Source organism: Inconstantimicrobium porci, from assembly GCF_009696465.1.
In the GTDB taxonomy this organism is placed as follows: Bacteria; Bacillota; Clostridia; order Clostridiales; family Clostridiaceae; genus Inconstantimicrobium; species Inconstantimicrobium porci.
The window spans coordinates 1-12,961 of sequence record NZ_VULX01000043.1 but is presented as its reverse complement, the minus strand read 5'-3'; the positions used below and the strand labels follow the sequence as shown (position 1 = coordinate 12,961).

8 protein-coding genes and 1 pseudogene are annotated in these 12,961 nt (G+C 36.9%); all 9 read left to right on the top strand.

Going from position 1 to position 12,961, the window contains the following annotated elements; genetic code table 11:
• Positions 1–297: 297 nt before the first annotated feature.
• The 9 genes and pseudogenes from FYJ33_RS15395 to lexA all read left to right on the top strand — a co-directional run bounded on the left by FYJ33_RS15395 (position 298) and on the right by lexA (position 12,045).
• The gene (locus FYJ33_RS15395) at positions 298–3,111 is read left to right on the top strand and encodes a DUF4268 domain-containing protein (protein ID WP_154532770.1); all 2,814 of its coding nucleotides are present in this window, start codon (positions 298–300) and stop codon (positions 3,109–3,111) included.
• 23 nt (positions 3,112–3,134) lie between these two features.
• Positions 3,135–4,298 carry a macro domain-containing protein gene (locus FYJ33_RS15390; protein WP_154532768.1) on the top strand — a complete coding sequence of 388 codons (1,164 nt, stop codon included), beginning with the start codon at positions 3,135–3,137 and terminating at the stop codon, positions 4,296–4,298.
• Between the two features lie 90 nt (positions 4,299–4,388).
• On the top strand, positions 4,389–5,078 hold the full coding sequence (locus FYJ33_RS15385) for a vWA domain-containing protein (RefSeq protein ID WP_154532766.1): 690 nt from the start codon (positions 4,389–4,391) through the stop codon (positions 5,076–5,078).
• Positions 5,078–5,878 (top strand): ADP-ribosylglycohydrolase family protein, encoded by an 801-nt coding sequence (locus FYJ33_RS15380; RefSeq protein ID WP_154532764.1) that lies wholly within the window; start codon positions 5,078–5,080, stop codon positions 5,876–5,878. The genes FYJ33_RS15385 and FYJ33_RS15380 overlap by 1 nt, the downstream gene beginning before the upstream one ends.
• A gap of 280 nt (positions 5,879–6,158) precedes the next feature.
• A pseudogene (locus tag FYJ33_RS16540) lies at positions 6,159–6,257 on the top strand (YkvA family protein); the annotation flags it as partial.
• Between the two features lie 412 nt (positions 6,258–6,669).
• Positions 6,670–8,562 carry a M48 family metallopeptidase gene (locus FYJ33_RS15370; protein WP_154532762.1) on the top strand — a complete coding sequence of 631 codons (1,893 nt, stop codon included), beginning with the start codon at positions 6,670–6,672 and terminating at the stop codon, positions 8,560–8,562.
• Between the two features lie 14 nt (positions 8,563–8,576).
• Positions 8,577–8,834: a hypothetical protein gene (locus FYJ33_RS15365; RefSeq protein ID WP_154532760.1), complete on the top strand. Its 258-nt coding sequence runs from the start codon at positions 8,577–8,579 to the stop codon at positions 8,832–8,834.
• A 283-nt stretch (positions 8,835–9,117) separates the two neighbouring features.
• Positions 9,118–11,298: a hypothetical protein gene (locus tag FYJ33_RS15360; protein WP_154532758.1), complete on the top strand. Its 2,181-nt coding sequence runs from the start codon at positions 9,118–9,120 to the stop codon at positions 11,296–11,298.
• 168 nt (positions 11,299–11,466) lie between these two features.
• A complete protein-coding gene (gene lexA, locus FYJ33_RS15355; RefSeq protein WP_456237452.1) occupies positions 11,467–12,045 on the top strand; it encodes a transcriptional repressor LexA in 579 nt (192 codons plus the stop codon).
• The last annotated feature ends 916 nt before the right edge of the window (positions 12,046–12,961 follow it).

Sequence of the window (12,961 nt, the reverse complement as noted above, 5' to 3'; positions counted from 1 at the left end):
TCATTGTGAATATTTATCTCCAAGTGAATATGAAAATAGGTACTATTCAGAAAATATAAAAAATGCATGTTAATCACAAAAATTATTTATCCAAATTTAATTTGTACTTTTTCTTGACATAGTACCAAACCACAAGAAGAACCAATCAGTTCTACAATTAATTTTTGGGATAGATGGAATGATAGAAAGGATACAGTCTTTGATATTGATGGTGCAATAAAAAATATGATTAAACAGTCAAGAAAATAAGACCATGTTTCTTATTTCAATATTAATGTAGGAAGAAGGTTGTTTTTTATGAGGGCAGAAGACAAATCGTTTTATTTTTTAGCAACTCCTAGCTATTATGATATTCCTTTTTTCCAAAGGGCTTACGTTTGGAGTGAGGAGAACTGGAGTGAGCTTTTTAATAATCTTACAAGCAAGAATCAGAACCATTTTTTAGGTTCTATTATATTAAAGAATGAATTAGCAGCAGCAGGAAGTGTTGCTAGATATTCGGTTATTGACGGACAGCAAAGACTGACTACGTTAAGCATTTTGCTTAGAGCTTGCTATGATCATATTGTAAAGAATGCTGCAAGCTACAATTACGATGAATCTGATGTTAAGACATGTCAGGTTCAGATGGAAAGTATTTTGTTTGTACCGGAAGGTGGTATAAAGAAAAAACTTCATGTCAAAATAAATCATTCCCACTTAGATAAAAAGGCTTTTGAAAGTGTTATTAATGGTGAACTTGATACTGATGATAGATGGGAAAAATACGTCAGTCTTGACGATGATGACACCACAAGCTCAATTATCAAAGCATATGCCTATTTTAGGGATGCGTTGGAAGATGTAAGTCAGGAGACAATTGATTATTTATGGGAGCTTCTTACGGTTGATAAGATTAAGTTTCTGGTAAATATTGATCTTGACGTAAATGATAATGAACAGGCGATATTTGATACTGTTAATTCGGCTGGTGTAAGACTTTCAAGTGCTGATACCATAAAGAACCTTTTGTATCAGAGATATGTCGAGTTATTAAGGACAGAAGATCCTACTACAGTAGATGAAAGAGCTGTTTTCGAATATGAAGAGACCTGGGTGGATGCATTTGTTTCAGATGAATCAACTAATGCATATTGGGAAACACAACGCCAATATGGTCGTATGAAACGAAGCAACATTGAGACCTTTCTTCATGCTTTTGCTGTTGTGCAGGGATTCTTTAATCCGGCTGAGAATAACATGGCGGATTTGCCTCAGGAGTACAGAAAAAAGATCTCTAAGATGGAGATTTCTTCATTAGAGGATTTCTTAAAAGAATTACATGACTATGCAGATGTATTTAGAGAGTACTTTTCAAATGAGGATAGCCTGCTTACATATGATGATTATGTAGGACGCATTTTTAATATTTCCAATGTGCTGGAGGTATCTACATTTCATCCATATTTATTACAGCAGTTATATTATCTAAAAAACGGAAGCATTGAAGAAGAGGATATTAGAAGTCGCTTCTTTGTTTTAGAAAAATATATTGTTTTAAATGCTATCTGCAAGGGTAGTACCAAGAACTATAACAATGAATGTTTACAGTTAGTAGATGAGAAAAAAACACCACAAGATGTATTGGAAAGCTGTCAGTACATTTCTGAAGGAAACTTTGTAAATGGATTACGTCGTATGACCACCAACAAATTACCAACATTGCTTTTGTTCTGGGTAGAGTTGTATCAGAGAAATCTGCTTAATGTTGATATTAAGATCCTCAAGTATGAGTACACTCTTGAGCATATTATGCCGCAGAAATGGGCTCAGAACTGGTATGATGTTCCGGTTTACGATACAGATGAAAACGAAGTAGAAGATGCTGATGAGATGGAACGTGTAAGAAGCCATGCTATTTATGAAATCGGTAATATGACTCTTCTAAATTCAAAGCTAAATACTTCTATTAGTAATGGAAACTTTACAGACAAGATTAATGGTAAGAATGGACGTAAGGGTATCAAGGATCTTGCAGATATAAGGCTTACAAGGAAGGTTATTGATAATAATACTGAATGGAATGAGCTTAAAATCTATGCCAGAACAGCAGAGCTAGAGGCAGAAATTCGTAAGATATGGGATGCAGGTGAGCTTCCGGTAGAAACTATTAAAGTAGCTGCTGAGTCAGGTGGACGAAAGAAGATTCGATTTGCCTTCTGGGAAAAAGCTTTACCTGTAATACGGGAAAAGAATCAATATGAAATGTTTACCAATGTGAACCCTTCAACATCTAATACTGTTTCAGGTTATTTTGGAATTGGTGGTTTTCATATTTCATGTACAGCCAATTACGATAAGACAAGAGTTGAGTTTATTTTAGATAAATCAGAGGCAGAACAGAATAAAAAGGCTTTTGATATTCTCCATGCAAATAAGCAGGCAATTGAGGATTCGTTAGGTGTCAAGTTGTCTTGGGATAGATTGGATGAGTATAAGATGTCCTGGATTTATTATTCGCTTGATGATGTTAGCATAACTAATAAAGAAGATTGGGATAAGATGGCTGCATTTTTAGGTGAATGGAGTGATAAATTTCACAAGGTTATTGTTCCTTATCTTGTTGATGAATTCTCACAGGACTCATCGGAATTGAGAAGCCCTGAAGAGGTTGCCAGATTACAGAAGATCGCTGAAATACTTAGGACATGGACGGTTAAAACTGATGCGGTAATAGACAATGTAGATAAGTGTAATAGAACCTGTACAAGGTTTACTACCAAGACAATGTCTGAAATCCTGCCGGATATACCAAATGCTCCAAGCGGATGGAATACAGATAATCATTATTTTTATGAAATCGTTAATCGAAATGGCAAAGATATCATAATTCAGCTCAGTTTAAGTTCTAGAAATGCTTCCGCTGAGTTCTTATCTGTAGCTGACAAGATTAATGAGATCGTATCCATGAAGCAGGCTAAGAAAGAATGGCAATGGTGGAAGATATTTAAGACTACTAAGATACAAGTTCCTAGTGATCTTGATGAAAGTGAAATATTCTCTGGATTAGACAATGCATTGTTAGAAGTACAGAAGTTCGAAGAGGATTTAGCAAAGAGATTAAACGGTTAATTACAAGGCGGTGAAAAGAATAGATGCCATTTCAAATAGTCCGTAATGACATTACAAAAATGCATGTAGATGCCATAGTGAACACTGCGAACCCTATGCCAGGATATGGTGCAGGGATTGATAGTGCTGTCTATGAAGCCGCAGGTAAAGATAAGCTTCTTGCAAAACGTCATGAGATTGGTGCTATTGATCGTGGCGCATCAGTTATTACTGAGGGATATAATCTTCCCGCTAAATACATCATTCATACTGTAGGAACGGCATGGCATGGTGGTAAAGAGGGCGAAGAAGATATCATTAGAAGCTGCTACAGGAGTGTATTTAAGGCTGCTTCGGTGAATGATATTTCAAGCCTTGCAATTCCTCTTTTAGCATCGGGAAGTTATGGGTTTCCAAAGGGAATCGCGCTTAGGATAGCTTTATCTGAGATTGAAGCATTCATGTCTGGAAGTGATATGGATGTTTATCTTGTGGTATTTGATGAAAAATCAGTTTCACTATCATCAGAATTATATGGCGATATTGATGAGTATATCAATGACAACTATGTAGATGAAAAGAATCGAGTAGAATATCCGGCTCCTTATGGCGACAATGAAAGGGCTGTACGTGGCTCTGAATCATTTGCTGGTGGATTAGCTACTGCTACTATTGGCTCAGTTCCAAGATTTTTAAAAGCTAACAAGGCTAAGAAGAGACAGAAAAAAGATTCAAGTAAAAAAGCTGGCGCGATTGAGGATTCATTTGAGGATGAAGAGGAAATGCTTTCTTCTGATATGTGCTTATCAGCAACAATATTAGAGGAAGAAAGAAGTCTAGATGATGTTGTAAATAATTTGGACAAAACCTTTATGGAACTTGTTTTTTCATTTGCTGATGAAAAAGGACTTACTGATGTAGAAGTTCAAAAGAAGGCTAATCTTGATAGAAAGGCGTTTTCTAAGCTGAAATGTGGAACTACAAAGAATCCTAGTAAGGCTACAGCTCTTGCTTTAGCAGTAGCTCTTGAGTTGGATTTAGATGATACGAAGGATCTTCTTTCGAGAGCGGGATTGGCATTGTCTCCATGCAGTAAGCAGGATGTTATAGTGCAGTATTTCATTGAGAAAGAAGCATATGACATATATGAAATTAATGTAGCTCTTTTTGAACATGGAGAACAATTGCTTGGTACACAGGCTACGTAAATGTCGCCTAGCAAGTGACCGATATAAATGCACATAGAGATATGATTACTTCAGAAACAAGCAAATAAGCTAATTACGGAGGTAATCACTATGAGAGAAAACTTAACCGAAATCGTATTTATTCTTGACAGAAGTGGCTCTATGAGCGGACTTGAATCGGATACTATTGGTGGATTTAATTCTATGATAGCTAAGCAGCAGAAAGAAGAAGGAGAGGCTATTGTTTCCACCGTTCTTTTTGATGATGAAACAGATGTGATTCATGACAGAGTAGCTATTGGTGAAGTAAAGAAACTTACAGAAGAAGATTATTATGTTCGCGGCTGTACAGCACTATTGGATGCGGTAGGTGGAGCAATTCATCATATCGGTAATGTTCATAAGTATGCAAGAGAAGAGGATAGACCGGCTAAGACGTTGTTTGTTATTACAACAGATGGATTGGAAAATGCAAGTAGACATTATTCGTTCAAGGATGTTAAGAAACTAATCAAACGTCAGCAAGAAAAGTATAACTGGGAGTTCCTTTTCCTTGGAGCCAATATTGATGCTATAGAAGTTGCAGGAAATATGGGCATTAGTCGAGACAGAGCAGCAAATTATAATTGTGATGAAGTAGGAACAGCCCTTAATTATCAGGTTCTTGAAGCTGCCGTAACACGAGTAAGAAAATGCAAAGCTGCAGATATGGCTATGACATTTGCAGGTGGAGCATGGAAAGCAGACATTGATCGTGATTACGAGAAGCGCGGTAAGAAGAACGGAAGGAGGGCAAAATAATGATTGGTGCAATTATTGGAGATATTGTCGGCAGTCCTTATGAATTTGATCGCGGTGAGAAGATAAAGGATTTTGGCCCATTATTTATAGATGAATCTGAATATACAGATGATTCTGTTATGACAATTGCCGTAGCAGATGGCCTCATGAAGGCAGGTCTGAATAGTGATGATGAAACAATTAGTCATGAAGTAATAAAGGCAATGAAGACCTGGGGGCGCAAGTATCCAGGAGTTGGATATGGAGGCAGATTTATTTGGTGGTTACAGCTTGAGGATGAAGGCCCATATGGAAGCTGGGGCAATGGATCGGCTATGCGTGTATCTTCTGTTGGATGGCTTTATGATACCGTTGAACGTACAAGAGAAGTAGCAAGGATTACTGCAGAGGTTACTCATAATCATCCTGAAGGAATAAAAGGTGCAGAAGCTACAGCTTCAGCAATTTTCCTGGCGAGAAAAGGAAAATCAAAGGATGAGATTAGAAAGTATATTGTGGATGAGTTTGGATATGATTTATCAAGAACACTTGATGAAATTCGACCATCTTATCGACATGTAGAGAGCTGTCAGGAAACAGTTCCTGAAGCTATCACAGCCTTCTTGGAAGGAACTGATTTTGAGGACGTAGTTCGATGCGCAGTATCTCTAGGTGGAGATTGTGATACGTTAACATGTATTGCAGCTGGAATTGCAGAAGCGTTCTATGGTGTTCCTGATAATTATAAAGAGGAAGCTTTATCTAGGATTGAATCGGATATGCGCCAGGTATATGAGCAATTTATGAAGCTTAGCAAGTAAAACATAGTATGGGGTGATTATTACGAAGAGATTTAAAACTAATTTTACAGAAGAAGAACTAAAGAATGCTCTTTTCGCAAAGAAGGATCAAGCTGAAGAAATACTTAATGATACAAATAAGTGGGAAAAGTTTAAGGTTAAATATGAGACATTTCTTCATAAAGCATATGACATTCCAGTTTTAGGAACAGTGATTGATGACATAATAAGTATGTATCAGCTGGTGGAGTCATATGTTAAACGGGAATATACAGATATACCATTGACTTCTATTATTTCGATTCTAGCTGCTCTGATATATGTTATTAGTCCAATTGATTTTATACCAGATTTTATACCAGTTATTGGATATCTTGATGATGCTGCAGTAGTTACCCTTGTGCTGGGGTTAGGAGTAGGTCATGATTTGGAAAAATACAAATCGTGGCAGGAAAAACTGCGTGACAACGCTATTAAAGAATTGGAAGAGCAGGTCGGAGAGGCTATTTTAGAACTGTTAGATGATAGAGCTTTGGGTGCTCTAATTCTTTCAAAAGATGAAACGGTTAGGGTGTACGCCGTTGAAGATATTGATGAAGAACCGTATCGAAGTACCGTTTATAGCGTTAATCTCCCTGTTACTATTTTAAAGAAAATGTATCTTGAAAAAGAAGAAGATTATATAGCATTTTTAAATGGCGTAATTGAGAACACTGATTTTGAATGGTCACCGGTTGGAAGACTTGATGCTATTCATGAAGCGTTCATTCACAGATATGAAAACTATTTTGATGTAGAAGAGGGTGTTTTAGATGAATGATATTCTGGAAAAGCTGATGAAACTTATGCCATCATCACCAACAGAATTGACAGATAAGAATAAAGCTAAAATTAGAGAGTATATGCCGGTACCCAATGACTTTGATATTTTATGGGCAGATATTCAATCTTTTGCTGGATATCCGGAGGGAACTGTTATTACTGATAGAGGAATAGTTCTTAAGGCATCTAGGCGAGCGTTAAAGAAAAGTAAAAAGGGCGAGAATAAAAAAGAAAACGAGTTGAAGCTTTTTTATCAGATTGTAATATGGGAATACTTTGATCCTGAATCATACTCATTTGACAGGGAAGAAATTGAAGGAGAAAAAGTATATGTTCTTCGAAACGGAGATGTTCCTATTCTATATTTTAAGAATAAGGATGTTTGCTCCTTCTTTGAGAACTATGAAAAAGAATTACAACGAATAGAGTCCCAAGCCTATGATTTTAGTGAGTCTGCAGCACTTGGCGAGGTAGAAGCATTAAACTTTGAACAGGCGACTTTTAATGCTGCCTATGGCGCAGATCAGAGTAAAACTGGTCATGGAATTTATGCGGAAGAAGGAAGTACCATTTTAGATAAGCTTAGTGGAGATAATTCTACAGTTGTAGGACGAGATAATGCAAAAAATGGCCCAGATAAATTGATTAATGGGAAACCGGTTCAATGTAAATTCTGTAAGAATGCATATTCAAGTGTTGGTGCTTGCTTTAAGAAAAATCCAGATACAGGTGCACTTGAGTATAGATACTACGATTTGAAATCTGGAAAACCAATGCAGGTTGAAGTGCCTTCTGATCAATATGAAAAAGCTGTTCTTGCGATGGAAAAGAAAATCGCGAAAGGGCAGGTTCCAGGAGTGACAGATCCTAGTCAAGCTAAAGAATTGGTGAGAAAAAGTAAGCTGACGTATGCACAAGCCCGTAATCTTGCAAAAGCAGGTACTTTCGAGTCTATAACCTATGATATTGCTACGGGAACGGTTACGTGTACATTTGCAGCAGGTATATCTGCATTAGCTTCTTTTGGAATTGTTTTTTGGAAGACTAAGAACAGAAAAAAGGCGCAAGATGCAGCGATAGATACAGCTATTCAGGTATTTGGACTGGCGTTTGCAGCAAATCTAATTTCTAATCAGATTGCACGTACTGGCTTAACAAAGGCAATGATTCCTATTTCGGAAAAAATAACCGATGCATTGGGAACGAAACTTGTTACGGAATTGATTAATGCTAAAAGAGCGCTACTTGGCCAAGCAAAGATATCTGGCGGTGCTGCATCAAAGAGCTTTGCAAAGGCATTGAGAAGCACCGCAGTTTCTGAGGGCGTATTATTCACTGTTTTTGCGGTTCCGGATATATACAAGGTGATTGATAAGAAAATTAGCGGTGCACAATTTGTAAAAAACATGGTTTCATTAAGTGCTTCATTTTTTGGAAATATTGCCGGTGCTTATGGTGCTGGAATTGCTGCAGGAAAAATTGGTGAAAAGGTAGGCAAGAAAGTAGATAAAAGACTAGGCGCTGTTTTGGGATTTGTGGGGGGTCTTATCGGTGGAACAGTATTAGGTGTTGCCATGAGGCAGCTTACTAATCTATTTAAAGAGGATGATGCTGTTATTACGGCAAGATTGTTTAATGCTGCTGTTGCAAACCTAGCAGTTGATTATTTGATGACAGAGGAAGAGATAGATAGACTCATCTCTGAGTTGGATGATGCGGGCAAGGATATCAATAAACTACAAAGAGATCTATTAAAATCTAATCATCAGTACTATGATATTGAACAGTTTTTAATTCCTTATTTTGAGAAGGCAGTTAATACAAGAGAAGTGATAAAGGATGAGGATGTCATTGAAATTGATATGGTGCCAGCATTTGCTTAGTGGAGGTGTATGTAATGAAATGTTCTTGTTGCGGAAAAAAGAAAAAGCTTTTAGAGTCATTTGAAGAGCTAGAAAAAGACATTAATATTTGTGTAGATTGCTCTAAGGGTTTATACAAGTATCAAGATGCTATTAAGGAGAAAAATGAAGAAGACTCTAAGAAACTATTAGACGAAATCAAGGGAAAGAAGAGCGAAAAATCGTTTATTGAATGGTTTTCTAAATTTCAGGATAGGATTGGAGTTCAGAATACACAATGTGACAGTAAATAAAGAGAATTTATGCTGTCATCTAATAGTTTTATGTTGACAGATCTTTTGACCAATATTATACTTCTAAATAGAGATATGGTTTCTACAAGACACGAAATACGGAAACGGTGAGTAGATATCATGACGGTACGTAAGGCTTTCAAGTAGGGAAGTTTTTGTATGTGCGGCGATATTGGTTATAGAATGTTAGCTGTGCATTATTGCGCAGTTTTTTATTTTCTTAACCTTCTTGGATGGAATCATGTCTCGATTACTATTAATTCCATTTAAGGAGGTTCTTTTTATGAGTAAAGAAATTACTGACAGAGAATTCATTTCACTAACACCAGCAAAAGTAGCAAAAAGAAGTAAGTCAATCCCAACGATTTGCGTGATAGGACCTACTGGTTCAGGCAAAACGACATTGATTTATTCAATTCTTAATCATCGTCTTGTAGGTATTATTCAGGTTGGAATTGGGGAGAAAAAACAAACAACAATTATACCCACCAACTTTATTTGTGATGAACGAATTGAGATGGAAAATCAAGTGGCGTTGAAGATAAGTAGGAAAAAGTTTGCTGCAAAAGATGTACACTATAATGTTATGCAAAAGCTGGCTGATTTGTATAACGACAAGGATATTGACAATGATGAGTGGGCAGATAATCTTGATGAGGAATTCATTGAAGATGTTTTCGAACCTAGTGATAAAGCTTATCACCTGAAGGAATTAGTACCTGAAATAAACCTCGATAATATGAGAGCAGTTCTACTTCCTCTACTAGAGGCGGCTGATAAATCCGAACCATCGTTTTCAGACCGTGTAACGGAAAAAAAGAAGATGTATCCCAAGTCAAGCAAAAAGCCTATGACAGAGATTCGACGAATGGTTTTTGAAGATATTATCGAAAATCTAGGTGACGAATCACCTATTTGGAGGGAATACTATAAATGGCTTAATGCTATCGGAAATTTAGTAGAAGAAAGCCTGGTTAAGGTACTTGGAGAGAATCCAAATGAGGATAAAATCTACGAATTTGATTTGGGAGAGTGTGGAGTAGATGCTGAAGGGGCAAGAGTTTTACAGCAGCTATTTAATCCTTACAAACCGTATAGTCTTATCATTGAGGAAATGACGTTAATAAGTAGGCCACGCAAGGAATTAATTGAGCTAAATAGTGAAGATTATCCTTTAAGATTCTGCCTTAAAGATACAATGGGGCTTAACCAATTGGATGATGGAGAAGCATATATAAAAGAAGCTTTGGATGTGGCATTGAGCACAATTCCGGATAGTATTATGCTATTGTTAAATCTTGAAGAAAGAGATAAGACGCTTTCTGAAAGTTGCGAAGCTATTGAAAAGAAGTTAAGAGAAGCATCTAAGTTGGATGTGCCAGTACGAATTTTGCTTACCAAAGCTGATCGTATTATTGAGTCAAAAATTAACGCTAATAAGGAAGCAGTATCTATTCAGCTGACAGATTATGAAAGTCATATTCTGCCGGCGATAGAAGAGGTAGAAAATTTATCAAAACGGTATTACGAGTTGTTCCCTGAACAGAAAGTAGATTGGCTTTCACTTAGATATCATGAGGAAAAAATTGATCCAATCCAGCTTAGTTTGAAAAAACTGGGAAGCGAACAAATACATAGGTTTACGCCTGAAGGACTATATAATTCTGTTTACTCAGCTATAGAGGATACACAAAAACGAATACTTCCTAAGGGGATAAAATATCCAGTATTTGTCTCAGTTATTGATGAGAATGCTCCTGCTATAGGTTTTTCGATAAATGAAGAATTATTGCAAACAGAGGTTGGTGATATTCAAAATAAGCTTGTGCTAGATAAGGCGCTGGTTAATGGATATCAAATTACTGATTCCACAAGGATTCATGGACGTAGTGTTGTATGCTATTACAATAATTTAAGACAAGGAAGAGGGTATACGACTAGAGCAAAAGTGTATGGAAATTTCAGTATAAATATGAAAGGGATGTTATTAAATTTGCTCAGACAGTATCTTCCTGAATTCATGACTATGTATAATGAAAAAGCTATAAAAACGGTAACAGATAATATAGGACTAGCTGATCTTGAAAAAATAATCAAAGTAATGGATGTAGATGGTTCTTTATCAGAAGATGCGCTTAAGGATGTTAATCCAGCATTGGTTGAAAGTCAAAAAGATCGAGATAATCAGGTGTTACATTACGTTTTTAAGAATTACTTTACTAGTGGAGATAAATACTATTTAGTTATAGACAAGGTTGCAAAAAATCTTTCATATAGCAATAAATGGGTATCAGATCAGATAGACGAAATATATCAGAGACCTATTAGTTATGACGAAACCATACGTATAATGCAGAAGAGATTTCTTGAGATTTTTGAGACAAAAGAGTTTTCCGAGCTTATTGTAAAGGAAATCGAAAAAGCTATGACTGAAATAGTAAATAAGATGTTTGTTGTTATTTAATGGAGCTTTTAAAGGAGAGTAAAGACGTTGTTAAAAAAGTAAAAGGGAAATAAATAAATCTACTTGCGAACAAGTGTTCGCAATGATATACTTTCTATCAGGAAGTAACAAAAGCAGATTGCTTCCTTTAGAAAGGAGCGGCGTATGAGACACAAATCTACAGAGCTTATGGGTACTATTAAGGCATTTGTAGAAGAATACTACAAGAATTATCGCCACTCACCGTCTACAACAGAGAGTGCAGATGCGGTCGGTATTGCCAGAGGAACTGCATATAAGTACCTGGTAGCCATGAATGAGAATGGCATGATCAGATATGATGGCCAGCAGATTTCTACTGAACAGACCGAGAAGGTTCAGACAGAGTTTACAAGTGTGGCACTACTTGGTGCTGTTTCCTGCGGCGTTCCTACGCTGGAGGAAGAGTATATAGAGGAATACGTGTCATTGCCTGCCTCGATGTTTGGCAAAGGGACTTTTTTCTTACTTAGGGCAAAGGGCGAGTCCATGATTGAAGCCGGAATTTCTCCGGGAGATCTGGTGCTCGTCAGAAAGCAGTCAGAAGCCATGGATGGCGATATTGTTGTTGCCCTGGTAGCGAATGAGAACACGCTGAAGCGCTATTTTGTAGACAAAGAGAATCAGAAGATCAGACTTCATCCTGAGAACAAGACCATGAAGGACATCATTGTTTCGGACTGTAAGATTCAGGGTGTAGCCGTAAAGGTTATTAAGAACCTTGAGTAATGTGCGCTAAACAGTTTAAAAGATCAGTTAAGTCATGAAGTTGATAATGGCAGTGTTGACTACACTTACGGAAAGGTCATTGTCGGGAGAATTATGTACACTCATCATATCGGTTTCTTTCCCTTTTCCGAATGAGAGATATCAGCTTATCAGTCAAAGGAGGCGTGATGTTGGTGAGTTTTGCGGAGGAAAAAACTGGGGAATGTGTGGTATGTTGCCACAGATGTGGGGCATTTCTTATGGAGTCAGCTAGTACAACTTCGTATATGGTTTGCCCGGGATGCGGTGCCCGCCTTGTTGTGTGCGTGAAGAAAGGCAAGGTATCCGTATTTGATGATACTAGATCTGAGGAGGAGCTTGCTAAGAAGAGACATGCTCGATTAACCAGATATGCCGCCAAGATTAACGAAATCGTTAAATAGCTGTGGCAGTTATATCACAACAATTAAATATGGATGAGGTTATCAGGGAGTTCGCTGAATTGGTCGCACTTATGATGCGTTAAAAGACTTACAAATGAGTGACGCCTGGTAGCCAAGAGTTTGTGAAGAGAGTCGTCTTTACTACGGATAGATGCAGCCAAGGAGCATAAGACATCTATTCAGATTAAAAAGGGCCTGCAAAACAGAAGCTAACTTGAAGTATGTTTTTACATACCAAGAGATTTAGTGATTGTTTTGCAGGCTTTTTTCGATGTCTAGGAAAGTGCATCGAAAAAGGTGAAATTTTTATGCTGTAAGGTGTTGAAAATAAAGGGATTGCAGAAAAATGTAAACTAATGGTAAAATATTTTGGTGATTAATTTGAGCTTAGGAAAGATAGCAAAAATATTTAAAGAAAATTGGGATGAATTTTTATATTTATATGGACATAAAACGAGAGAAACAGTGAAAAGGGAAGTTGAAAAAATAATAAA

What these genes read in the sequence shown, in the direction of transcription:
- FYJ33_RS15380 (WP_154532764.1), top strand. Translation starts at nt 5,078, where the DNA reads ATGATTGGTGCAATTATTGGAGATATTGTCGGCAGTCCTTATGAATTT.
- FYJ33_RS15360 (WP_154532758.1), top strand. Translation starts at nt 9,118, where the DNA reads ATGAGTAAAGAAATTACTGACAGAGAATTCATTTCACTAACACCAGCA.
- FYJ33_RS15395 (WP_154532770.1), top strand. Translation starts at nt 298, where the DNA reads ATGAGGGCAGAAGACAAATCGTTTTATTTTTTAGCAACTCCTAGCTAT.
- FYJ33_RS15370 (WP_154532762.1), top strand. Translation starts at nt 6,670, where the DNA reads ATGAATGATATTCTGGAAAAGCTGATGAAACTTATGCCATCATCACCA.
- FYJ33_RS15365 (WP_154532760.1), top strand. Translation starts at nt 8,577, where the DNA reads ATGAAATGTTCTTGTTGCGGAAAAAAGAAAAAGCTTTTAGAGTCATTT.
- lexA (WP_456237452.1), top strand. Translation starts at nt 11,467, where the DNA reads ATGGGTACTATTAAGGCATTTGTAGAAGAATACTACAAGAATTATCGC.
- FYJ33_RS15390 (WP_154532768.1), top strand. Translation starts at nt 3,135, where the DNA reads ATGCCATTTCAAATAGTCCGTAATGACATTACAAAAATGCATGTAGAT.
- FYJ33_RS15385 (WP_154532766.1), top strand. Translation starts at nt 4,389, where the DNA reads ATGAGAGAAAACTTAACCGAAATCGTATTTATTCTTGACAGAAGTGGC.